The sequence below is a fragment of the Variovorax sp. PBL-H6 genome (assembly GCF_901827155.1).
In the GTDB taxonomy this organism is placed as follows: Bacteria; Pseudomonadota; Gammaproteobacteria; order Burkholderiales; family Burkholderiaceae_C; genus Variovorax.
Map to the genome: position 1 here is coordinate 1,628,554 of NZ_LR594659.1, position 23,165 is coordinate 1,651,718.

22 protein-coding genes are annotated in these 23,165 nt (G+C 66.6%); 13 read left to right on the forward strand and 9 right to left on the reverse strand.

From position 1 onward, the window contains the following. Positions 1-117 precede the first annotated feature (117 nt). Positions 118-1,587, forward strand: a complete 1,470-nt coding sequence (locus G3W89_RS07750; protein ID WP_174258241.1) for a SulP family inorganic anion transporter — start codon at positions 118-120, stop codon at positions 1,585-1,587. A 120-nt stretch (positions 1,588-1,707) separates the two neighbouring features. Next, positions 1,708-2,652, forward strand: a complete 945-nt coding sequence (locus G3W89_RS07755) for a formylglycine-generating enzyme family protein (RefSeq protein ID WP_443083199.1) — start codon at positions 1,708-1,710, stop codon at positions 2,650-2,652. 216 nt (positions 2,653-2,868) lie between these two features. On the opposite strand, the gene G3W89_RS07760 is transcribed toward G3W89_RS07755, so the two are convergent. Continuing rightward, on the reverse strand, positions 2,869-3,315 hold the full coding sequence (locus G3W89_RS07760; protein WP_162573538.1) for a VOC family protein: 447 nt from the start codon (positions 3,313-3,315) through the stop codon (positions 2,869-2,871). Next, a complete protein-coding gene (locus G3W89_RS07765; RefSeq protein WP_162573539.1) occupies positions 3,312-3,545 on the reverse strand; it encodes a helix-turn-helix domain-containing protein in 234 nt (77 codons plus the stop codon). The genes G3W89_RS07760 and G3W89_RS07765 overlap by 4 nt, the downstream gene beginning before the upstream one ends. A gap of 192 nt (positions 3,546-3,737) precedes the next feature. Here G3W89_RS07765 and G3W89_RS07770 point away from each other — a divergent pair, with 192 nt between their 5' ends. The 3 genes from G3W89_RS07770 to G3W89_RS07780 all read left to right on the forward strand — a co-directional run bounded on the left by G3W89_RS07770 (position 3,738) and on the right by G3W89_RS07780 (position 5,634). Then, positions 3,738-4,133, forward strand: a complete 396-nt coding sequence (locus tag G3W89_RS07770) for a hypothetical protein (protein WP_162573540.1) — start codon at positions 3,738-3,740, stop codon at positions 4,131-4,133. A gap of 41 nt (positions 4,134-4,174) precedes the next feature. Next, positions 4,175-4,507 carry a hypothetical protein gene (locus G3W89_RS07775; protein ID WP_162573541.1) on the forward strand — a complete coding sequence of 111 codons (333 nt, stop codon included), beginning with the start codon at positions 4,175-4,177 and terminating at the stop codon, positions 4,505-4,507. Between the two features lie 101 nt (positions 4,508-4,608). Beyond that, the gene (locus G3W89_RS07780; RefSeq protein ID WP_232076394.1) at positions 4,609-5,634 is read left to right on the forward strand and encodes a lysylphosphatidylglycerol synthase transmembrane domain-containing protein; all 1,026 of its coding nucleotides are present in this window, start codon (positions 4,609-4,611) and stop codon (positions 5,632-5,634) included. On the opposite strand, the gene G3W89_RS07785 is transcribed toward G3W89_RS07780, so the two are convergent. The 7 genes from G3W89_RS07785 to G3W89_RS07815 all read right to left on the reverse strand — a co-directional run bounded on the left by G3W89_RS07785 (position 5,612) and on the right by G3W89_RS07815 (position 14,564). Beyond that, positions 5,612-5,926 carry an EthD family reductase gene (locus G3W89_RS07785; RefSeq protein ID WP_162573542.1) on the reverse strand — a complete coding sequence of 105 codons (315 nt, stop codon included), beginning with the start codon at positions 5,924-5,926 and terminating at the stop codon, positions 5,612-5,614. The two genes, G3W89_RS07780 and G3W89_RS07785, sit on opposite strands and share 23 nt — an antisense overlap. Before the next feature lie 85 nt (positions 5,927-6,011). Next, positions 6,012-6,515 carry a hemerythrin domain-containing protein gene (locus G3W89_RS07790; RefSeq protein WP_162573543.1) on the reverse strand — a complete coding sequence of 168 codons (504 nt, stop codon included), beginning with the start codon at positions 6,513-6,515 and terminating at the stop codon, positions 6,012-6,014. A gap of 160 nt (positions 6,516-6,675) precedes the next feature. Next, positions 6,676-7,443 carry an ABC transporter permease gene (locus G3W89_RS07795; protein ID WP_162573544.1) on the reverse strand — a complete coding sequence of 256 codons (768 nt, stop codon included), beginning with the start codon at positions 7,441-7,443 and terminating at the stop codon, positions 6,676-6,678. Then, positions 7,440-8,318, reverse strand: a complete 879-nt coding sequence (locus G3W89_RS07800) for an ABC transporter ATP-binding protein (protein WP_232076406.1) — start codon at positions 8,316-8,318, stop codon at positions 7,440-7,442. Before G3W89_RS07800 ends, G3W89_RS07795 begins: the two co-directional genes overlap by 4 nt. Beyond that, positions 8,318-9,352 carry an ABC transporter substrate-binding protein gene (locus tag G3W89_RS07805; RefSeq protein WP_162573545.1) on the reverse strand — a complete coding sequence of 345 codons (1,035 nt, stop codon included), beginning with the start codon at positions 9,350-9,352 and terminating at the stop codon, positions 8,318-8,320. Before G3W89_RS07805 ends, G3W89_RS07800 begins: the two co-directional genes overlap by 1 nt. Before the next feature lie 168 nt (positions 9,353-9,520). Next, positions 9,521-11,821 carry an NADP-dependent malic enzyme gene (locus G3W89_RS07810; protein ID WP_162573546.1) on the reverse strand — a complete coding sequence of 767 codons (2,301 nt, stop codon included), beginning with the start codon at positions 11,819-11,821 and terminating at the stop codon, positions 9,521-9,523. A gap of 148 nt (positions 11,822-11,969) precedes the next feature. Further along, positions 11,970-14,564, reverse strand: coding sequence for a hypothetical protein (locus G3W89_RS07815; protein WP_162572173.1), 2,595 nt, complete (start codon positions 14,562-14,564; stop codon positions 11,970-11,972). Between G3W89_RS07815 and G3W89_RS07820 the strand changes: the two genes are divergently transcribed. From G3W89_RS07820 to G3W89_RS07855, 8 genes are all read left to right on the forward strand, one after another. After that, the gene (locus G3W89_RS07820) at positions 14,542-14,763 is read left to right on the forward strand and encodes a hypothetical protein (protein WP_162573547.1); all 222 of its coding nucleotides are present in this window, start codon (positions 14,542-14,544) and stop codon (positions 14,761-14,763) included. The two genes, G3W89_RS07815 and G3W89_RS07820, sit on opposite strands and share 23 nt — an antisense overlap. A 414-nt stretch (positions 14,764-15,177) precedes the next feature. Beyond that, entirely contained in the window at positions 15,178-15,843 is a 666-nt protein-coding gene (locus G3W89_RS07825) for a PepSY-associated TM helix domain-containing protein (protein WP_162573548.1), read from the forward strand. 28 nt (positions 15,844-15,871) lie between these two features. Continuing rightward, the gene (locus G3W89_RS07830; RefSeq protein ID WP_162573549.1) at positions 15,872-16,405 is read left to right on the forward strand and encodes a DUF2271 domain-containing protein; all 534 of its coding nucleotides are present in this window, start codon (positions 15,872-15,874) and stop codon (positions 16,403-16,405) included. Between the two features lie 50 nt (positions 16,406-16,455). Further along, positions 16,456-17,262, forward strand: coding sequence for a DUF4198 domain-containing protein (locus G3W89_RS07835; RefSeq protein ID WP_162573550.1), 807 nt, complete (start codon positions 16,456-16,458; stop codon positions 17,260-17,262). A gap of 70 nt (positions 17,263-17,332) precedes the next feature. Then, complete coding sequence (locus tag G3W89_RS07840; protein WP_443083156.1) at positions 17,333-18,361, forward strand: FAD:protein FMN transferase; 1,029 nt, start codon at positions 17,333-17,335, stop codon at positions 18,359-18,361. Next, positions 18,361-19,743 carry a sulfite reductase subunit alpha gene (locus G3W89_RS07845; RefSeq protein ID WP_162573551.1) on the forward strand — a complete coding sequence of 461 codons (1,383 nt, stop codon included), beginning with the start codon at positions 18,361-18,363 and terminating at the stop codon, positions 19,741-19,743. Before G3W89_RS07840 ends, G3W89_RS07845 begins: the two co-directional genes overlap by 1 nt. Positions 19,744-19,972: 229 nt before the next feature. Beyond that, positions 19,973-22,279 carry a catecholate siderophore receptor Fiu gene (locus G3W89_RS07850; RefSeq protein ID WP_162573552.1) on the forward strand — a complete coding sequence of 769 codons (2,307 nt, stop codon included), beginning with the start codon at positions 19,973-19,975 and terminating at the stop codon, positions 22,277-22,279. 139 nt (positions 22,280-22,418) lie between these two features. Continuing rightward, positions 22,419-23,099, forward strand: coding sequence for a Fe2+-dependent dioxygenase (locus tag G3W89_RS07855; protein WP_162573553.1), 681 nt, complete (start codon positions 22,419-22,421; stop codon positions 23,097-23,099). The last annotated feature ends 66 nt before the right edge of the window (positions 23,100-23,165 follow it).

Genomic DNA, 23,165 nt, shown 5'->3' on the forward strand with positions numbered 1-23,165 from the left:
CCTCCGTCTCTTGAGGTAAGCAGCCGCGGCCTCCAGGTCGCCTTCTCAGTACATCCGCATCCACGCTCAGCCGAGCGTTGCTTCAGGGCCGCCTTTGCCGCGCGGCAAATCTCACGCATGAACTTCCAAAACCTCCGCCAGGACTGGCTTTCCAACATCCGTGGCGACCTTCTGGCCGGGACAGTCGTGGCCCTCGCCCTCATTCCTGAGGCCATCGCCTTTTCCATCATCGCTGGCGTCGACCCCAAGGTCGGCCTCTACGCTTCGTTCTGCATCGCCGTGGTCATCGCCTTCGCTGGCGGTCGTCAGGGCATGATTTCAGCGGCCACAGGTGCCATGGCGCTGGTCATGGTCACACTGGTCAAGGACCATGGCCTGCAGTACCTGCTGGCGGCATCCGCGCTCACCGGAGTGCTGCAGATCGGTGCCGGGCTGCTGAAGCTCGGATCGCTGATGCGGTTTGTCTCCCGCTCGGTCGTGACCGGGTTCGTCAATGCGCTCGCCATCCTCATCTTCATGGCGCAGCTGCCGGAACTGACCCATGTCCCATGGACGGTGTATGCGATGGTCGCGGTCGGGTTGGGCATCATCTACCTCTTCCCGCTGCTCACGAAAGCCGTGCCCTCGCCACTGGTCTGCATCGTCGTGCTGACAGGGGTTTCGATGGCCATGGGGCTGAACGTTCGCACCGTCGGGGACATGGGCCAGCTGCCAGACAGCCTGCCCGTCTTCCTGCTGCCGGACATCCCACTCACCTTCGAGACCCTGCGCATCATCTTCCCGTACGCGCTGACCATGGCAGTCGTCGGCCTGCTGGAGTCGATGATGACTGCAGCCATCGTCGACGATCTCACCGACACCGACAGCAACAAGAACCGCGAATGCATGGGCCAAGGGGTCGCCAACATCGCGTCGAGCCTGCTGGGCGGGATGGCCGGTTGCGCCATGATCGGGCAGTCGGTCATCAACGTGAAATCAGGTGGACGAGGCCGGCTGTCCACACTGGTTGCTGGCATGTTCCTGCTGGTGCTGGTGGTGTTCCTGGGGCAGTGGGTCAAGCAGATTCCCATGGCTGCGCTCGTGGCGGTGATGGTGATGGTCTCCATCGGCACCTTCAGTTGGGAGTCGATCAAGAACCTGCGCAGCCACCCGCCGAGTTCGAGCGTCGTGATGCTGGCGACGGTCGCCGTCGTGGTGGCCACGCATGACCTGGCCAAGGGCGTCTTCGTAGGCGTGCTGCTGAGCGGCATCTTCTTTGCGCAGAAGGTCGGTCGCGTGCTGCGGGTCGACAGCCAGAGCACCGACGAAGGCCAGGGCCGCGCCTACGAGGTGGTTGGCCAGGTGTTCTTCGCGTCCGCCGACTCGTTCACCCGAAGTTTCGACTTCAAGGAGGTGCTGCAGACCGTCCGCATCGACGTGAGCCGTGCGCACTTCTGGGACATCACGGCGGTCAATGCGTTGGACAAGGTCGTCACGAAGTTCCGGCGCGAGGGCACGACGGTCGAGGTCGACGGGATGAGCGAAGCCACGTCGACCATGGTCGACAAGTTCGGAGTGCATGACAAGCCGATGCCGTCGAGCGCTTGATGGGCCACTGAGGAGAGGCGACCATGAACAAGTTTGACAAGGCGTCGAACCGGACCCGCCGGGCGACACCTGCGGATGCCATAGCATCCGCACATGAAGCGCTGTCTCCTGCTGCTGGCCATGGTCTTCGTCGGCGCCCACGCTGCCGATGTCGAATACAACAGCCTGGGCATGCCATTCGTGAAACTGCCGGCCGGCGAGTTCCTGATGGGCAGCGACGAAGCGCCCGAATCCCTGGCTCGCGCCTATCCGCAGTTGCCGACGAGTCGATTCGCGCAACTGGACGACGAAGGACCGGTTCACCGCGTGCGCATCAGCCGCGCCTTCTGGATGGGCCAGCACGAGGTCACGGTCGGCCAGTTCCGGCGCTTCGTCGAAACCTCGGGCTACGTGCCCGAGTCGGTGGCTGACCGGACTGGCGGCTACGGCTGGCGTGCCGACTACGATCCCGCGACCACCAGGCGCGGCGACGCCTTCGAAGGCCGCGATCCCCGCTACTCGTGGCGCGATCCCGGCTTCGCGCAAGGCGATGACCATCCGGTCGTCAACGTGACCTGGAACGACGCCCAGGCACTGGCCGCCTGGCTGAGCAACACCGAAGGACGCCGCTACCGCCTGCCGACCGAAGCCGAGTGGGAATACGCCTGCCGCGCCGGCACCCGCAGCCGCTACAGCTCCGGCGAAGACCCGCGCTCGCTGCTGGGCGCGGCCAACGTGTTCGACGCGAGCAGCGCCCGGTACTGGCCGCGCTGGCAATCGATGGCGCTGGACGGCAGCGACGGCTACGCCTTCACCGCGCCGGTCGGCAGCTTTGCGCCGAACGCGTGGGGCCTCTACGACATGCACGGCAATGCATGGGAGTGGGTGGGCGATTGGCATGGCGACAACTACTACGCGCAATCGCCGCTCGACGACCCGCAAGGCCCCGCCCAGGGCGAGGTTCGGGTGCGCCGCGGCGGCTCCTGGCACACCTGGCCCTTCTACGCCCGTGCGGCCTATCGCAACTGGAACGCGCCGGGCACCCGCTACACGCTGGTGGGCATCCGGCTGGTGCGGGAGGACTGACACGCATTGAAGTGCGGCCCATCATGTCGTTGGCAGATCTGATCGTCCTGGTGGGACTTCGTCTTCTACTCCTTTTCGGCCTCGTGGTCACAAGACTGCTTTCGCGGCGGTGCTACTCGTCGCCTGCCTGTTGCGCGGTGTGCTTCGGGTACCGCTGCAACGGCGGCTTGCGAACCTGAAGAAGACTGGGCCGCTGCGCGGCAGCAGCTCGTCGGGTCAGGCGTCATGCGCGAGTTCTTGAGCGAGCCCGATGAGGATTCCTTCGGGGCCCCGGATGTAGCAGAGCCGATAGGTGTCTTCGTACTGGACCACTTTGCCGACGAGTTCCGCGCCGCGCTTCCCGAGACGGGCGAGCGTATCGTCGATATCCTCCACCGTGAACATGATCCGCAGGTACCCCAAGGCATTGACGGGGGTACGACGGTGATCGGCGACCACGGGTGGCGCAAGGAACCTCGATATCTCAAGCCGGCTGTGGCCGTCCGGCGTACGCATCATGGCAATCTCGACGCGCATGTTGCGCAATCCAGTGACGCCATCTGCCCAGTCTCCTTCGACAGGGGCGCGCCCGATGAGCTCTAGGCCGAGTTCGGAAAAGAACTCGATGGCGGCATCGATGTCCTCGACGACGATGCCCATGTTGTCCATGCGTTTCACGGTCATGATGTTCCCTCTTGGCGCCTGGCCCTGGCCAGCCGCTCGATGTTGTCGAGCGACACATTGCGTTCCGCGCGCTCGACAGATCCGACGTACGTAGGGTGCAAGCCTGCAAGGTCGGCAAGCTGTTCTTGCGAAATCCCACGTGTGGCGCGTTCGGCCCGCAGGCGAGCTGCGAGCCTGGTGCGCGCAGTTGTTGAGCCTTCCCTCGTCTTTCCATGTCGAGGAGGGTGCAATTCATGCCTGCTTTGAGTCTACAGACTTTGAGTAGCAAGATCGCTCCCTCCGGTCGAGCCATCTTGTTTCCCGAGTCACCAGATCCCGATCGAGCACGCGGCTTGCGTTGAGGCCTCGCCCCAAACCTCTCCGCGTCCGACAACTCCCGCTGACACGAGGGGATAGAAAGAGGCTCTTTCAAGGAGCCCCACATGCGTGCAAATGCCCTCCATTCTTCGCTCGCCGCGTTGGCCTGCGCGGCAAGCCTCATAGGGCCTGCCGGCTGGGCCCGGGCGCAGGGCGCCGCGTCGCAGACAGAGCGTGAGCGCGCCACCTGCGACGGCGTCCAGCAGGACCGCGAAGCCTGCCGCCGCGAGGCCGGTGCGGCGAAGCAGGAAGCGCAGCGCGGTGGCCTTGCCCCGGCCGGTCAGGCCGAGCAGAACGCGCTGGCGCGTTGCCAGCTGCTTCAGCCGGCGGGGGATCGCGCTGATTGCGAGGCGCGCGTCAAAGGCGCGGCCACCAGCAGCAGCGGCAGCGTGATGGGCGGCGGCGTGATCCGCGAGAGCGTCACGCCCGTGCCGGCTCCGCCGCCATCGCCGGCCCGCTGAGGTCGCGCGCCCCGTTTCAGACGTACTCCAGAGGGCCCAGCATGAAAATCGACACGCCTCACATCCATCCCGGCCCGCAACAGGCGGACCCCGGCACGGAGAACTTGCCCATGCCCGTGGCGGGCAACGACATCGGCCCCGCTCCCGCGCTCGGGGATGGCGCGATGCACATGGAGACGCCATCGAAGCTGCATCGGACGTGGGACAAGGTGCGCACGACAGTCACATCGCTGCCGGAGCGTGCCCGGCAAGCCAAGGTGCAGGGCGCGCACTACGTGGCCGACGAGCCGGTCAAGGCCGCGATGATGGCGGCCGCGGGCGGTGCTGCGCTCGCCATGGTGCTGCGGGCCGCAGTACGCCGCGGCAGGCGCTGATCCGCAGTCCGCCCGCGCGAGGCCGCCTCGGCATCTGAACCTACGCGAACAAGCGCCCAGCGCAACTGGCCGCTGCGTTGCCGTGCCGGGACGATGTGCGCATGTCCGACAGCGATGCGATGCCCTTTCCCGACGTGCAAACCCTCCCCGGCAGCGGGACTCCCATCTGGCGCCGCATCCGTCGCTGGGCCTTGCCGGTGCTGGGCCTCGTGGTGCTCGCACTGCTGCTGTCCCACGCGCACAAGGTCGACTGGGCCGGGGCCTGGCAGGCGCTCAGGCGCTACTCGCCCGGGGTGCTCCTGGCGGCGCTGGCGCTGTGCACCGCGAGCCACGCGCTGTACGGCTGCTATGACCTGATCGGCCGGCATCACACGCGGCATGGCCTGCCGCGGTGGCGCAGCTGGGCGATTGCCGTCACCAGCTACGCGTTCAATCTCAACCTGGGCTCGCTGGTGGGCGGCGTGGCGATGCGCGCGCGGCTCTATGCGCGGGCCGGCCTCGACGAGACCACGGTGGCGCAGATCGTGGGACTCAGCCTCGCGACCAACTGGCTGGGCTACGGGCTGGTGGCGGGATGCGTGTTTGCCTCCGGTGTCGTGAAGCTGCCTTCGGAGTCCACATTGGGGGAGGGTGCCTTCCGCGCGCTCGGCCTACTGATGCTGTTGCTGGCGGTTGCTTATGTGCTGGCCTGCGCAAAGATGCAGGGCAGGCAGTGGAAGGTGCGCGGGCGCCGGGTCCAGCTGCCGTCGCCGCGGCTGGCGCTGGTGCAGCTCGGCGTCGCTGCGGCGAACTGGGCGTTGATGGCCTCGGCCATGTACCTGCTGCTGGGCGGCCAGGTGCCTTATTCCGTCACGCTGGGGGTGCTGCTGGCGGCCTCGGTGGTCGGCGTGGTCACGCCGATCCCGGCCGGCCTCGGGGTGCTGGAGGCGGTGTACCTGGCGTTGCTCTCGGGCTCGGTGCGCCAGGGCGCGCTGATGGGTGCCCTGCTGGCCTATCGCGCGCTGTATTACCTGGTGCCGCTGGGCGGCGGCCTGGTGCTCTATGTGCTGCTGGAGCGGTACGCCTCAGCGCATCCGCCGCCGGCGGCCGATGGCAACCAGGAGCTCAGCCCACCACCACTTCGCTGATCTGCATCACGGGCTGGAGGTCCGTGTAGTTCGCGATGTCAGCCAGGATCGCCTTCGCGTGCGGGCCGAAAGCCGCCTGGAAGCTCTCCACCGAGTCGCAGTGGATGTGGCACATGCCGATGTACGGCGCCGGCGCACCGGGCGCACCGCCTGCCAGTCCCTTGTCGATGGTGTACGACTTGCACGCGTCGCCCATCTTCTCCTTGAGCATGGGCATGTGCTTGTCGCGATAGTAGTCGTGGTCGAACCGGGCGCCGGCGGTGTTGGGGTACATGACGCTGACCTTGATCATTTGCTTATCTCCGTGTGGCAAGGTCAGTGAGCATAGGAGATGGCGTGGCGCTGAACAAGCACTGCGTTGAGGCGCCTGCGAAGCCTCAGCCCTTTCTTGCGCGCATCGCCTTGGACATCGACGAGACCACGAGGGCCCATTCCTCACGCGTCAAGAGCAAGGCGGTGTGGGAGTGGAGCACGTTGTCCTCCTGGTCGAGATGGTCGAGCAACAAGGCGCGGTGCTCCTCCAGCAGGTCCTCGACAGCGTGGGCAGCAAGCGCGTCGCCGCCGTGTGCCCGTTCCAGCATGGCTTTTGCCTGCGACAGCAGCGCGTCGCAGCGCTCGCGCTGCCGATCGAGACGGTGAAGGAGGTCGTCCGCCTCGGCAGACCTTCCGCGCAGCACCCCCATGAGCGCCACTCCTTTGGGGCGATGTGTCGCTTCGTCGAAGGCCTGGAAGCGTTCGATCAGGCGGACGATGCGCATGGCTGCAACACCCGAGCGCTTCCAGTCGCCACCCTTCAACTCGTGTTCGAGCAGGCTCAGCAACTCACGCATGCGTGCATGCTCGGCACGTAGCACCGTCCACGCGCACTCGGCCGCCAACATGTCTGCCCCCTTTGCAAGAAGGCCTCGCCACGCTGTGCGCGGGAGGTTTTCAGCCGCATTAACGATTTGGTTCTACTGCGTTGCGGCCACTACCGCAAGAAGGAGTTTCCGCCTTACGCCTTGCACATGGCACATGGCGAAGGTGCCGATGGCCTGTCGCCTATTCATTCTGGGAGCCGCGGTGCGCCCAGCCCGTGGTGTGCTTCTCGACCACGCTGAAGAGCTCGTACATCAGCATCGCCATCGCGCCCACCACCACCAGTCCGGCAAAGGCGAGGCCCATCTGCATGGCCGAGCCGGCCGAGATCAGCAGGTAGCCGATGCCCTCGTTGGCCGCGGTCATCTCGCTCACCGTGGTGCCCACGAACGCCAGCGTGATCGCGACCTTGAGCGAGGCGAAGAAGTAGGGCATGGAACGCGGCAGGCCGATCTTCACCAGCACGTCCCAGCGCTTGGCGCCCAGCACGCGCAGCACGTCCTCCAGCTCAGGTTCGAGCGTCGCCAGCCCCGTTGCGATGTTGACCATGATCGGAAAGAAGCTGATCAGGAAGGCGGTGAGGATCGCCGGCCCGGCGCCGATGCCGAACCACACCACCAGGATCGGCACGAAGGCTGCCTTGGGCAGTGCGTTGAAGGCCGTCATCAGCGGGTACATCGCGGCATAAGCCAGCCGCGAGCTTCCGATCACGAAGCCCAGCAGCACGCCCACCACGATCGCCAGCCCGAAGCCCGCCATCGTGACCCAGAAGGTGCGCCAGGCATGGGCCCCGATGATGGCCTTGAACTCCCAGAACTGCGTCCAGATGCGCCAAGGGCTCGGAAAGATGAACTCCGAGACGCCAAAGGCCGAGCAGACGATCTGCCACAGAACGATCACCCCCACCAGCAGCAGCCAGGGTGACCAGCGTTCGAGTTGCTTGTTGTTCATGGAGTGCCTTCGCCTTCGGCTTCGGTATTCGCCTTGGGAGCGGCCCCGCGGCTCATGCCTTCAGCCCCGCCCCCGCGGATCGCGCCGATGTGCCCGCGCAGCTCCAGCACGATGTCGGTGAATTCCTTGGTGTAGGTGAGCTCGAGCTCGCGCGGACGCGGCAGCGCGATCTCGCGCCTGACCACGAAGCGGCCCGGACTCTTGCTCATCACGTAGACCGTGTCGGCCAGGAATACCGACTCGCGCAGGTCGTGCGTGACCAGAATCACGTTGAAGCGCTGCTCGGTCCAGAGGTCGCGCAAGATGCACCACAGCTCCTCGCGCGTGAAGGCATCGAGCGCGCCGAAGGGCTCGTCGAGCAGCAGCATCTTGGGCTCGTGGATCAGCGCGCGGCAAATGCTGGCGCGCTGCTGCATGCCGCCCGAGAGCTGCCAGGGGAACTTGTCCTCGTAGCCGCCCAGGCCGACCTTCTGCAGCAGGCGCCGGGCACGTTCCTCGTATTCCTTGCGCTTCGCCTTGAAGCTCGAGCGGTAAGGCTCGACGATCTCCAGCGGGAGCAGCACGTTGTCCACTGTCGTGCGCCAGGGCAGCAGCGAGGGCGCCTGGAAGGCCATGCCCGAGATCTTGACGGGGCCGGTCACCGGCTGGCCGTCGATGCGGATCTTGCCCATCGAGGGCATCTTCAACCCCGTGGTGAGCTTCATGAACGTGGACTTGCCGCAGCCCGAGGGCCCCACGATGGCGATGAACTCGCCGCGCCTGACCTGCAGGTCGATGGCCTCGACCGCGAAGTGGTTGGCGCGCAGCAGTTCCTCGTTGTAGGCGAGCCAGACGTCCTGGAAGTCGACGAAGGGTGAGGTCTCCGCGACCGCCATCACTTCTTGAGGATGCTGTTGAGCTCGGCCGCGGGCGGGAGCAGTGCGGCCGTCCATACCGCGTCCGGGCTCACGCGCGTCTTGGTGTTGAAGGCGTCCGACACTTGCGAGGCCATCAGCGAAAGGCGGCCTGCGTTGACCACCCCGAAGCCTTCTGCGCGCGCATCGGGGCTGTTGATCACGGTGTCGATGGCCAACTTGAGGCGCCGCGTTTCCAGCGCGCTGTCGATGATGCCGTCGCGCTTCTTGACGGACTCGATGGCCACGGCCGGATTGGCGATCACCTCCTTCGCGCCCTTGGCGAAGGCCGACAGGAAGGCCTTGACCGCGGCCGGGTTCTCCTTGATCAGCTTGGGCGAGGCAATGATCACGTTGCCATAGAGCTTCACGCCGTAGTCGGGGTAGGGCAGCACCACGATGTCGGCTGTCTTGGCGCCGCGCGCCTCCAGGTTGAGCAGCGAGGTGAAGGTGAAGCCGGTGATGGCGTCGATGTCGCCGCGGATCAGCATGGTCTCGCGCAGCGTCGGGTCCATCGCGGTCCAGTTCACGGCGCCGATGTTGTTGGCCTTCGCGAAGATCGGGAAGGCGCGGCGGCCGGCGTCGAAGACCGGGGCGCCGAGTTTCTTGCCCGCGAGGTCTGCGGGCTTGGTGATGCCGCTCTTCTTCATCGTCATCACCGAGGCCGGCGTGTTGTTGTAGACCATCATCACCGCGACCGGCTTGTTCGGGCTGTCGGGGTTGTTGGCGTGGAACTCCATCAGCGCCGCAAGGTCGGCGAAGCCCATCTCGTAGGCGCCGGACGCGACGCGTGTGACGGTACCGCCCGAGCCGTTGCCCGCGTCGATGGCGACATCGAGTCCGGCGTCCTTGAAGTAGCCCTTGGCGGCCGGATGCAGGAACAGCGCAGCCGGCCCCTCGAAGCGCCAGTCGAGCTGGAACTTGATGGGCGTGGGCGCCTGGGCGTGAACGTTGACGAGGCCGAAGCTGAGCGCCGAGGCGGCAAGAAAGGAGTGGAGGAGTTGGCGCTTGTTCATGCAGGACCCGTGAAAGATGAGTGCCGGCATTCAAGCAAATTCGGTGCCGGCACGCACTTGGTGCGAACCCTTCCGCCCGAGCCAAGGGAGTGCATGTGCGTCCCTCGTTCCCAATGAAAAACGCACTGCCGCTTGCACCGCGGCAGGGCGTTCATGGTGGTGCGCGGCTTACTTGGCGGAGCTCGCGTTGGCCACGGCCAACGCTGTCATGTTGAGCACCCGGCGCACGGTGGCCGAAGGCGTGAGGATGTGCGCCGAGCCGCTCGCGCCCATGAGGATCGGCCCGACCGTCACGCCGTTGCCGCCCGTCATCTTCAGCACGTTGAAGAGGATGTTCGCGGCGTCGAGGTTGGGGCAGATCAGCAGGTTGGCCGAGCCGCTGAGCGTGGTCTCGGGCAGGGCATTGTGGCGCACGGTCTCGGACAGCGCAGCATCGCCGTGCATCTCGCCGTCGCATTCGACGTCGGGGGCCATCTTCGCGAACAGGTCGCGCGCCAGCCGCATCTTGCGCGCCGAACTGCGCTCGGACGAGCCGAAGTTCGAATGCGAAAGAAAGGCCACCTTGGGCGGCAGGCCGAAGCGGCGCACCTCCTCGGCTGACATCAGTGCGATCTCGGCCAGCGTCTGGGCGTCCGGGTCCTCGTGCACGTTGGTGTCGGCGATGAAGAGGGTGTACTTCTCCAGCATGATCGCGTTGAGCGTGGCGAAGCCAGGGGCGCCCTGCTTCAGGCCGAGCACCTGGTTGAGGATCTTCAGGTGGCTGTCGAAGCGCCCGACCAGGCCGCAGAGCATCGCGTCGGCGTCGCCCAGCTGGACCATGAGCGAACCGATGGTGGTGTTGGAGCGCCGCACCATCGCCTTCGCTGCCTCGGGCGTGATGCCGCGGCGGCCCATGACCTTGTGGTAGGCCTCCCAGTAGGTGCGAAAGCGCGGGTCGTCCTCGGGGTCGACCACGTCGACATCCGTGCCGAGCCGGATGCGCAGCCCGGCCTTCTTGATGCGGCTCTCGATCACGGCCGGCCGGCCGATCAGGATCGGCTTGGCCAGGCCTTCGTCCACCGCAAGCTGCGCGGCACGCAGCACCCGGTCGTCCTCGCCTTCGCAGTAGGCCACGCGCTTGGCGCTCGCCAGCTTGGCGGCGCTGAACACCGGCCGCATGAACATGCCGGTCTGGTAGACGAAGCGCGCCAGGTTCTGGCGGTAGGCGTCCAGGTCCTCGATGGGGCGCGCGGCCACGCCGGAGTCCTGAGCGGCCTTGGCCACCGCGGGTGCGATGCGCAGGATCAGGCGCGAGTCGAAGGGCTTGGGAATGATGTAGTCGGGGCCGAAGGCCAGCTCCTGGCCCTGGTAGGCGGTGGCCACCTCTTCGCTGATGTCGGCCTTGGTCAGCTCGGCGATCTCGCGCACGCAGGCGAGCTTCATTTCCTCGGTGATCTTGCTCGCGCCGCAGTCCAGCGCGCCGCGGAAGATGTAGGGGAAGCACAGCACGTTGTTGACCTGGTTCGGGTAGTCCGAGCGGCCGGTGGCGATGATGCAGTCGGGCCGCACTTCCTTGGCCAGTTCGGGCCGGATCTCGGGCTCGGGATTGGCCAGCGCCAGGATGATGGGCTGGTCGGCCATGCTCTTGACCATGTCCTGCGAGACCACGCCGGGCGCGGAGCAGCCGAGGAACACGTCGGCCTTCTTCATCACGTCGGCCAGCGTGCGCGCGCCGGTGTCCGCCTGGGCATAGCGCGACTTCGAATCGTCGAAGCCGCCGGGGCGGCCGATGTAGATCAGTCCCTTGGAATCGACCGCGAAGATGTTGGCCGGCTTGGCGCCCATGCCCACCATGACGTCGAGGCAGGCGATGGCGGCGGCGCCGGCGCCGGAGACGGCAATCTTCACTTCCTCGATCTTCTTGCCGACCAGTTCCAGCCCGTTGATCAGCGCCGCGGCGGAGATGATGGCGGTGCCGTGCTGGTCGTCATGGAACACCGGGATGTTCATGCGCTCGCGCAGCTTGCGCTCGATGTAGAAGCACTCGGGAGCCTTGATGTCCTCGAGGTTGATGCCGCCCAGCGTGGGCTCCAGCGCGGCGATGATCTCGACCAGCTTGTCGGGATCGGATTCAGCGAGCTCGATGTCGAACACGTCGATGCCGGCGAACTTCTTGAAGAGGCACCCCTTGCCTTCCATCACCGGCTTGGCGGCCAGCGGGCCGATGTTGCCGAGGCCCAGCACCGCGGTGCCGTTGGTCACCACGCCCACCAGGTTGCCGCGCGAGGTGTACTCGGCGGCCTTGGAGGGGTCGGCCTCGATGTCGAGGCAGGGATAGGCCACGCCGGGAGAGTAGGCCAGCGACAGGTCGCGCTGGTTCAGCAGCGGCTTCGTCGGGGAAATCGAGATCTTGCCCTTGACGGGGGAGCGGTGGTATTCGCGGGCGGCATCGCGCAGTGCTTCTTCTGCCGGAGAGAGGGGGGCAGCCATGAAAGGTCTCCTTTGTTCTGATGAGCAGAGAGGCTACTCCAAAAGCGCGGGCTGCTCGTGCAGTGGAAGCACCAGAAAAAAAGCCCCCGCCGAAGCGGGGGCGTGCTGCCGCGATGACGCGGCAGAACACTGCAAGTTCGCAGCGCGCCTACGGCACGTTCGACGCGTGCACTGCGAACGGCTTGAACGGCAGCGCCAGCTTGCCCGCGTACTCGCCCTCGGATGCCAGCGTGGGGCAGACACCCGCCCTCGAACAGAAGTTGTTGTCGGGGTAGATCAGGTCGCCGAAGCGGTAGTTGTCGATGCTCTGGCCGCTGTAGTTCGCCACGCTGACGATGTTGCCTTGCGTGGAGTAGTTGTCGGACATCGTCACCATGATCGGGTCGACCCGCGAGTCCTCCATCGTGCGCAGGATGGTGCCGCTGTTGCCGTCATCGGCGAACTTCATCCAGCCCCACTTGCGATTGGCGCGGTCGGTGAAGATCAGCATGGTGTTGATGGTGTCGGCCTGGCCCGGATAGTCCTTGGCCGCGGCCAGGTGCGTGACGTTGCTGCCCAGGCCCGTCACGACGCCGACCTGCGCGATCTCGGCGGAGCTTCCGGCCGCCGGCTTCGGGCCCTGCACATAGCCGCCCAGCGAGTACATGTACACCTTGCCGTTCTCGGTGGCGACCCAGGCGCGTGCGTGGTGCGGGTTCGGCTCCCAGTACATGTCGTTCGGCGGCGCCATGCGGCGGCGGTCGTCCTTGCTCCAGTAGTTGTAGGTCGAGGTCGTCAGGACGCTGGTGGGCCTGTCGGCCAGCGTGATCGTCTTGACGACGGTCGGGGCCGCCTGCGGACGATCGGCCAGCAGGTAGGGCCACTGGTTGGCGGCGAGCCCGACGTTCTGCGTTTCCAGGTTGCTCGCGGCGCTGCCGAGGTACATGTCGTTCGTGTACTTGAACAGCGGCCCGAGATCCACGAAGGCCACGGTCTTTTCCGACTTGGACGCCACGACTGCGATGCCGCCCTTGGCGTATCGCTCGTAGTAGTCGCCGCCCGGCAGCAGCTTCGACCGGTTGCTGGCCATCGGGGAGGCTTCCTTCGCCATGCCCGACAAGCCGCCGCCACTGGTGTACACGACCGCCGCATACGGGTGCATGCCGGTCGTCACCTTGATCGAGGTCGGCGCCTTCATGTTCGCAGGCAGGTCGACGTAGCCGAGCACCTTCATGAAGATGTAGTTGCCCTGGTTGAAGAAGCCGGGGTGGACCATGTCCATCCAGTCGTGCCACCAGTCGTACTTCGGACCGTTCAGCGTGCAGCCCTGGCAGCTGCCGCCGAGCGAGACGACCGCGACCTGGCCCTTGTGGTTGATCGTGTCCCACACCGTGACCAGGGCGAACTCGCCGCCGCCGGTGACGGAGATGGCCGTCGGCACCTTGCCGAGGGCCAGCTTGACGCTGGCGCGGTTCTGCGCGGTGTACGTGCCCACGGTGAAGATCGTTGCCGGCTTCGTCGGGCTGCCCTGCGTCGCGATCAGCGACAGGCGTGTCGAGGGGCTGTCGGCCGCGTTCTCGCCGCGGTCTTCGACGATGGGCAGGTCTGCCGGGTCGTTCGGGGACAGCACGCCCGCGGCGTAGTAGCTGTCGATCGCGCTGGGCAGCATGCGCTTGTCTTGCCACAGCATCTGCGGCCGCTGCATGAACGTGACGCGGTCGGTCGCCTGCGACTGAAACCACGCCAACGAGCTCGACAACGAGCTTCCGCTGGCGGGCGTGCCGATCGCTGCAGCATGGATGCTCACGTACAGGTTGCTCGCTGAATTGTTTTCGGCACCCAGCTGGTAGAAGAGCTCATTGCCGACGCTGTGGTTGATTGCGCCCACGTCGCCCCGCAGGGGAAGCGTATTGACGCCGGTGCGGGTCGCCGCCGGCCCGAACCGGTACGCCACGCCCTCGGCCTGACCGAGCTTGTAGGCGAGGTTGACATAGGCGCTTGTCACGATGGCGCCCGAGCTGTCCACCACGTCGCCGGCGATGGGCGTGGGCGCCGGAGGAGCCGGCGGTGCGGGAGCTGGAGCCGGGGCCGGGGCAGGGGCCGGGGCAGGGGCTGCCGGAAGCGGAGCGGGTGCGGGTTTGCTGGGGAGGTCGAGCTCAGGCGCAGGACCGGCCGACACGCATGATTTCGCCGTCATGAATGCGGGATCGTCACCAAAGAAGGTGTTCGTGCATGCGGCCGTCCCGGTGACGGTTCTGGTGATCCATCGCGAGTCCGCACCGTACTTCACCAGCGTAGGGGCAGGCACGGTGAACGAGCCACCTTCCTGGGCGAGCACGGTTCCCGCGGCCGGCGCGGGCTGCACATAGCACGCCTTGGCCACGTACTCCAATGGATCGCGGCCGAAGGCGGCGTTGTCGCAGGTCACGGTGCCGGAGAGTTCCTTGGTCGTCCAGCCCGAGTCCGCGCCGTACTGCACGACCGTCGATGCCGACAGGCGGAATGTCTGGCCTTCCTCGGCGACCTTGACCCAGCTCGAGCCAAGCTTGCTGAGTGCCGTCTCCTTGCCTGCGGCGGGTGCGGCCGCCAGTGCAGGCGTCGGGTCGGTGGCCGACGCGGCCGACGGCACCGGCGTACCGGTCGCCCCATCCGTGCCCTGGGGGAGAGCGAAGCTGCCGCCTGAGCCGCTTCCGCCGCCCCCGCAACCCGCGAGTGCACCTGCTGCAACAACAAGCAGAAGCATGCGTTTGTCGATTCTGTTCACGCCGAATCTCCTGGTCAATTTGAAAATCGAGACAAAAGAATTCCCTGCGCCTTTAAAAGGCGCAAAAGAATTGCTGAATAAAAAAAGGAAGCGGCTAATTGCCGCCTGGGCTGGAGGGATGTGGCACGTCGTCGGTGCTCGACCTCTGCCGGAGTGGGCCTGGGCCCGCCGCAACCGACTTGCTCGCCGGTTTTATTGAGTACTTAAGTCATCTGCATTGACTAAGCTCGTCAACTGCAATGGGTCGGGAGAGAATTTCTCATGTTGTTGCCTTTGTTTGTGTCAATGGTTGTCCGATGAGTCGATTGTCAGCCAACCGCTCGCGACTGTGTAGGACAAATGCCCGTCGACCGGCAAAATTTCACGTCTTTCGCCGCGTCATCGGGCTATTCACAACAATGAAGTAGTTCGGCTTAATAACTATTTAGGGTACATTCGGGCGTTTTTTTGCGCCGTCGGAAATCACCGGCATTCAAATTAAGTTGAAAGAATTAGAGAGTCCCTAATTCCGCATCAAGCTGGTGAAGCCCGCAAGGGAGCCAACCGGGCGCGGCGTCCACCGGCACATCCAAATGACATTGATTCTCATTTGTGTGGATACAATGGGGCTTCGATGAGCGCTTCCGTCACTACCACCACCGCCGCTACTTCCTCTCGACGCCGTTCCTACTGGCTCAAGACCCTGCACGAGTGGCACTGGGTCAGTTCGGCGCTGTGCCTCGTCGGCATGCTGCTGTTCAGCATCACCGGCATCACCCTCAACCATGCTTCGCAGATCGAGGCGCGGCCTGCGGTGACGCACAAGGCCGCCTCCGTCGACCCTGCGCTGCGCGGGCAGTTGGCCGGCCTGTTTCCGAACATCGTGAAGACCGCGAAGGGCAAGGCCGAGCTGCCTGCCGAACTGCAACGCTGGGTGCAGGCGCAGTGGGGCGTCGCTACGGCCGGCAAGGAAGCGGAGTGGTCGCAGGACGAGATCTATCTCTCGCTGCCGCGACCAGGCGGCGACGCGTGGCTGCGCATCGGTCTGGAAGACGGCGAGGCCGAGTACGAGCTGACCGACCGCGGCTGGATCTCCTATCTGAACGACCTGCACAAGGGGCGCAACACCGGTGCAGCCTGGAGCTGGTTCATCGACATCTTCGCGGCGGCGGCGCTGCTGTTCTCCGTCACCGGGCTGCTCATCCTCAAGATGCATGCGGGCAACCGGCCCTTCACGTGGCCGATGGTCGCGATGGGGCTGCTGGTGCCTTTCCTCCTCGCGCTACTGCTTGTTCATTGATCCAAACCGGACGAAGAAAGGTCCTTTCGTGCATATCCGCTATTCACTCGCGCCCGTTGCCATGTCCGCGTTGTTCGGGGCGCCCGCATGGGCGGCGGGCCTGGCAGTCAGCATCGAGGTGCCGCGCCTCAATGCCGCGGAATACCACCGGCCCTACGTATCGGCGTGGATCGAGCGCCCCGACAACACGCTGGCGACCACGCTGGCGGTCTGGTACGACGTGCGCACCAAGACCAACAACCCCGAGGGCGAAGGCACCAAATGGCTCAAGGACCTGCGCCAGTGGTGGCGCCGCGGCGGCCGCGAGCTGGCGGTGCCGGTCGATGGCGTGACCAGCGCCACCAGGCCGGCGGGCAAGCACCAGCTGAGCTTCGTGGAAGGTACCGGCGCGCTTCCAAAGCTTGCGCCGGGCGCCTACAGGCTGGTCGTCGAGGCGGCCCGCGAAGTCGGTGGCCGCGAAGTGGTGAGCATCCCGTTCCAGTGGCCGCCCTCGAGTGCGGCGCAGCCGGTCGCCGCCGGCAAGGAAGAGCTCGGAGAGGTCCGGCTCGAGCTCAAGCCGTAGTGACCCGCAACAACGTACCCGGCCGTTTTTCTTCAACGAGAGGAGTCCTCATGATCCAGCCCGCCCTGCGCCTCGCCGCCCTCGCTTTTGCATTGTCGTGCACCGTCCCTGCCGTGGCTCACAACGCCTGGCTCCTGCCATCCACCACCGTGCTGTCGAAGGGCGACACCATCACCGTCGATGCGGCGGTGTCGAACGACCTGTTCGTCGCCAACCATGCACCGCTGCGGCTGGACGGCCTGCAGATCGTCGCGCCCGACGGCAGCCTGATCAAGCCCGAGAACGAAGCCAGGCTCAAGTACCGCAGCGTGTTCGACGTGCCCGTGGCGCAGGCGGGCACCTACCGCATCGCCGTGCTGAACAACGGCGTCTTCGCGAACTGGAAGGACAAGGCCACCGGCCAGGGCAAGCGCGCGCGCGGCACGCCCGAGACGATCGGCAAGGAGATCCCGGCCGATGCGGCCGACGTGAGCATCACCCAGTCGGCAGGGCGCATCGAAACTTTCGTCACCGTCGGCAAGCCCAGTGCGCTCAAGCCGATCGGCCAGGGCCTGGAACTCGTGAGCACGGGCAGCCCGACCGATCTGGTCAAGGGCGAGAAGTCGACCTTCGTGCTGCGCATCGACGGCCAACCCGCCAAGGACCTCGAAGTCACCGTGACCGCCGGCAACACGCAGTACCGCGACAAGCTGAGCGAAGTCAAGCTCAAGACCGACGACAAGGGCCAGTTCAGCGTGACATGGCCCAGCGCCGGGATGTTCTGGCTCGATGCCTCCACGCGCGACAACAAGACGACCGTGCCCCAGGCCAAGGAGCGCCGGCTGAGCTACGCGGCCACGCTCGAAGTGGCACCATGAGCCGCACCGCCGCTCCGAAGGGGAATAGCACCGCAGCCGCAGGCGAAGGTGATCTCAAATCGCACGCCCCTTGAACGCCGCCCCCGCCGCCGCGAGTGAAGCGGCTCCTTCCTTTGCGCGCCGTCTGGCCGATGGCTATGCCGCCGCTGCGCTGCCGCGCCGCGCCGACCCGTCCAGCCTGCAGCGCCTCGAAGGGCGCACCATGGGCACCACCTGGTCGCTGCGCTTCGACAACCCACGCATGCTCGCGCTGTCGCAGGTGCGCGCAGCCGTCGAGGATGCGCTCGACCGTGTCGTGGCACAGATGAGCCATTGGGAGCCCGACTCGGTCATCAGCCGCTTCAACCGCGCACCGCCTGGTTCGCGACATCGCCTGCCCCGCGAGTTCGCCAGCGTGCTGGCCTGCGCGCTCGACTGGGCGCATGCCAGCGGCGGCGCGCTCGACCCGACCGTCGCGCCGCTCGTGGCCTGCTGGGGCTTCGGTCCCCAGGCCGCCGCCGCTGCGCCCGATGCCCACGCGCTGGCCGATGCCGCCGCCCGCGTGGGCTGGCAGCGCCTGTGCTTCGAACTGGCCGATGCCAGCGTGCTGCAGCCCGGCGGTGTGGTACTCGACCTCTCGGGCATCGCCAAGGGCTTCGCGGTCGACCATGGCGTCGAGGCCCTTTGCGCGCTCGGCTTGCGCGATCTGTTGTTCGAGGTTGGCGGCGAGCTGCGCGGTGCGGGGCGCCGCCCCGGTGGCCTGCCGTGGCAGGTGCAGGTCGATGCGGGCGACGGTCCGGCCCTGCGCGTGCCGCTGGCCGACATGGCAGTCGCCACCTCCGGCGACCGTTGGCAGGTGCGCGAGCATGCGGGCCGGCGCTGGTCGCACAGCATCGATCCGCGCACCGGCCGGCCCGTGGGTCCCGCCGTGGCCGGCGTCACCGTGCTGCACGCGCAGTGCATGCAGGCCGACGCGCTGGCCACGGTGCTTACCGTGCTCGGGCCGGACGAAGGCCTGTGCTTTGCCGATGCCCACGGCATCGCCGCGCTGTTCAGCGTCCGCGCCGCCGAGGCGCTCGAGTGGCGCCCCAGCACTGCCTGGAAGGAACGCCGGGACTGATGGACGACGGTTGGCGTCAGCTCGCGGCGGCGGCATCGGTCCTCGCTTACGGTGGCCTGTGTGCCGCGATCTGGCAGCGCGAGCGCCGGCGTGCCCAGGCGCTGCTGCAAGACGCCGCTTCCCTCGCTGCCGCCGGCGAACCGATGCTGTTGCTGCACGCCACGCAGACGGGCCAGGCCGAGTCCATCGCCTGGCAGACCGCGCGCTGGCTGCATGCCCAGGGTGCGGCCGTGCGCGTGATGTCGCTCAACGAGCTAGACCTCGCGACCCTCCAGGCGGCCCCACGCGCGCTGTTCGTGGCCAGCACCTACGGCGAAGGCGATGCGCCCGATGGCGCCAGCGCCTTCGTCGAGCGGATCATGGAAGCGCGCGCGGAGTTGTCGAGCCTGCGCTACGCGCTGCTCGCACTGGGCGACCGCCAGTACGCGCATTTCTGCGGCTTCGGGCGCCGCCTCGATGCGTGGCTGCGCGACAGTGGCGCCGTGCCGGCGTTCGAGCGCATCGACGTCGACAACGGCGACGACACCGCGCTGGCCCGCTGGCGCGAACAGTGGCAGGGGGAGGGCGACGGTGGGGGCGTCGGCAACGAGAGCGACACGCCTGCCGACGATGACTTCCAGCCATGGCGTCTGGTGGCGCGCAGGCAGCTCAATGCGGGCAGCGCCGGCGCACCGGTCTTCCATCTCGCCTTTGCCCCGGCGAGCGGCGCGCTCCCGCACTGGGCCTCTGGCGACCTGGCGCAGATCCAGCTCGCCTCCGACCCGCAACGCCCGCGCGACTATTCGATCGCCTCGATCCCGGCTGACGGCGAACTGCAGCTGCTGGTTCGCCAGGAGCGGCACCCCGACGGCACGCTCGGCGCCGCGTCCGGCCTGCTCACTGCCGCGCTGGCGCCGGGCGGTGCCATGGCGCTGCGCCTGCGCCAGCACAACAACTTCCGCCTGAACGGCAATGCGGATCGACCGCTCATCCTGATCGGCAACGGCACCGGCCTCGCAGGCCTGCGCGGCCACCTGCGCGCGCGCATCGCCCACGGCGTGCACGACAGCTGGCTGGTGTTCGGCGAACGCAGTGCGCGGCACGACTTCCTGTACCGCGACGAACTCGAAGGCTGGCTGGCCGCCGGTGCACTCGCCCGACTCGACATGGTGTTCTCGCGCGACGAGGAGTCGCTTCACGGCGAGCGGCGCTATGTGCAGCACCGTCTCTTCCACGCCGCGGAGGAGGTGCGCGCCTGGGTCGAGCGCGGCGCAGCGCTCTATGTGTGCGGCAGCCTGCAGGGCATGGCTTCCGGTGTGGACACCGCGCTGCGCCAGATCATCGGCCGTGACCGCCTGCACCAGATGGCCGCGGCCGGGCGCTACCGGCGCGACGTCTACTGAGCCCCTGGCCAAGGCGCGCCGACGTTGCGGCCTGGCCACGTCCGCGAGGAAATTTGCCGAGGATGTGAAGATTCGCGAACCTTGTTGTTGAGAGTCGTTATCATTTGCATCGCTCGCCGGTACATCTCGGCGAATGAACTTAGCCAGCCAATCCCCCGCATCGCCCGGATGCGCTGCACGGACCCGCCAGTGAAGTTGTCACGCAATTTCAATCCTGGAGGATCCTTTCATGGCGTATATCAAGAGCCGCAAGCACGCAGTCGCGCGCGGCGTTCCCCCCTTCGGCACGGCTGCTGCCGCAGCGGCCACATTGATGGCGTTTGCCTTGCCTGCCGCCGCGCAGACCGCGGGCGGCGCCTCGGCTTCCACCCTGCGCGAGGTGAAGGTCGAAGCGACCGCCGACGGCTTCAAGGCCGAGCGCGTTTCATCGCCCAAGTTCAGCGAGCCATTGGTCGACACGCCGCAAACCGTGACCGTGATCAAGAAGGAAGTCCTGCAGGAGCAGGGCGCCACGACCTTGACGGAGGCGTTGCGCAATACGCCCGGCGTCACCTTCCAGATGGGCGAGAACGGCAACACGAGCACGGGCGATGCCGTCTTTCTGCGCGGCTTCGACACCTCCGGCAGTGTCTTCATCGACGGCGCGCGCGACATCGGCACCGTGACCCGCGACATGTTCAACGTGGAGTCGGTAGAAGTCGTCAAGGGCCCGGCCAGCGCCGACATCGGCCGGACCGCGCCCACCGGCTACATCAACCTCGTCAGCAAGGTGCCGCTGGCCGAGAACTTCTTCACCGGCAGCGTCGGCATCGGCAGCGGCGACTACAAGCGCGTCACGGGCGACTTCAACCGCGTGCTCAACGAGTCCGGCTCCATGGCCTTCCGCCTGAACGTCATGAAGCAGGACAGCGGCGTCGTCGGCCGCGACGACGTGGAGAACAAGGGCTGGGCCGTCGCGCCTTCCATCGCCTTCGGCCTGAACACACCCACGCGCGTGGTCCTGCAGTACCAGCACGTCGACCAGAAGAACCGCCCCGACGGCGGCCTGCCGACCATCGGCCTCGACGGCTTCTATCTCTCGCAGCTCTCGGCGCGGGGCGGCAACGGGCCGCAAGTCGACACGCGCAACTACTACGGCTACTTGTCGGACCACGACAACGTCAAGGCCGACATGTTCACAGCGCGCATCGACCATGACTTCGGCAACGGCCTCAGGCTGCGCAACCTCACGCGCTGGGGCAAGACCGACCAGGACCTCGTGCTCACCGGCGTCTTCAGCAGCGGTCCGCTCACGCCCGACATCCTCAACCCGCTGACCTGGTCCACCCGCGTGCTGCCGCAGGGCAAGCTCCAGAGGAACGAAATCCTCACCAACCAGACCAACCTCAGCGCCGAGCTGGCGACCGGGTCCGTCAAGCACACCCTCAACGCCGGCATCGAGCTCACGCGCGAAGAGCAGGACAACGGCACGATGGCCGCCCGTATCGATCGGACCAACGGCCAGCTGGTGAGCGGCACCTACCAGGCCTACAACAGCATGTACCTGCCGAACATCTACCGCCCGTTCGTGCCGGTGCTGCCGAGCGGTGCCTCGGTGGAGGGCAAGACCTCCACCGCCGCGGCCTACGTGTTCGACACCATGAAGTTCAACGAGCAATGGCTGCTCACCGGCGGCCTGCGCTTCGAGCACTACCGCACCAACTACTTCAGCCTCGCCGCGCCGGCCACCGTGGGTGGCGCGCAGGCTGCGACGACGCAGGAGAAGTCGGACAACCTCCTCACCGGCAAGATCGGCCTCGTCTACAAGCCGGCGCCCAACGGCAGCCTCTATGCCGCCTATGCCACCGGCGCGCAGCCGCCGGGCGGCAACTTCGCCTTCCAGACCACGGCCACTGCCAACATCAACAACCTGAACCTCGATCCGCAGAAGTCCAAGACCGCGGAGATCGGCACCAAGTGGGATGTGCTGGACGGCCGCCTGGCACTGGCGGGCGCGCTCTTCCGCACCACGAACGAAAACGAGCAGGTCCAGGCCGATAGCTTCGGCAACTTCGAGCAGTACGGCAAGACCCGCGTCCAGGGCGTCGAGCTGAGCGCGGTGGGCCAGATCACCCCGGCCTGGCAGTTGATCGCCGGCCTCGCCCACATCGACACCAAGATCCTCGAAGGCTCTCGCACCAGCACCACTCAGCAGGGAGCGCAGGTCCGCTACTCGCCCAAGCTCACGGCGACGCTGTGGACCAGCTACAGGTTCCGGAACGGCCTCACCCTCGGTGGCGGCGCGCGCTACGTTGCAACGCAACAGCGCGCGACCAGCAACGCGGCCGCTACGCCGACCTCGTTCTTTCCCGAGATCCCCAGCTATGCCGTGTTCGACGCCATGATCGGCTACGAGGTCAACAAGAACGTCTCGGTGCAGCTGAACCTGTACAACCTGACCGACAAGTTCTACCTGGCGCGCGTCAACAATGCCGGCAACCGCCTGGTGCTCGGAACGCCGCGCTCGGCATTGCTGTCGGCCAACTTCAGGTTCTGATCGCCGCATCACGCCGCATCACGCCGCACTGCTTCGCACTGCGTCGCACTGCGTCGCGCCGCCGCGCCACAATCGCGGTGCGACACTCGGAGCCCCGGCTGAAAGGCCCGGGTTCTTTCCTTTTTTGGAGGCCCTCCAGATGATGTTGCATGTTCCTGGCGTCCTCACTCCCGAGCAGGTGCGCGACATCCGCGCCGCGCTGGCTGCCGCGGAGTGGGTCGACGGCCGGGAGACGGTGGGTCCCCAGGGCGCACGCGTCAAGCAGAACCGCCAGTTGCCGGAGCTCTCGCCAGTCGGCCGCGAGCTCGGCCAGTCAATCCTTGCCGCGTTGGCGAAAAGCCCGCTCTTCTTTTCCGCCGCCTTGCCCTTGCGCTTCGTGCCGCCGCTCTTCAACCGCTACGAGGGCGGCGAGAACTACGGGCTGCACATCGACGGCGCCGTTCGCTCGGTGCCGGTCAGCAACATCCAGTTGCGAACCGATCTATCGTGCACGCTGTTCCTGTGCGAACCGGAGGACTACGATGGCGGCGACCTCGAGGTGGTCGATACCTACGGCACGCACGAGGTCAAGCTCCCCGCCGGCGACCTCATCCTCTATCCGTCCAGCAGCCTGCATCGCGTGCACCCCGTGACCCGCGGCGCCCGTGTCTGCTCCTTTTTCTGGGTGCAGAGCATGGTGCGGGACGACAGGCGGCGCGAGATGCTGTTCGAGCTGGACCAGTCGATCCAGAAGCTGCGCGCCCGCGTGGGGGACTGCGAAGAGACCGTGTCGCTGACGGGGCACTATCACAACCTGCTGAGGATGTGGACGGAGGTTTGACCACGCGGCGGCATGCCGCACGACGGCCGGGAAGGGGGCCGCGCATAATTTCCCGATCACAGGAGA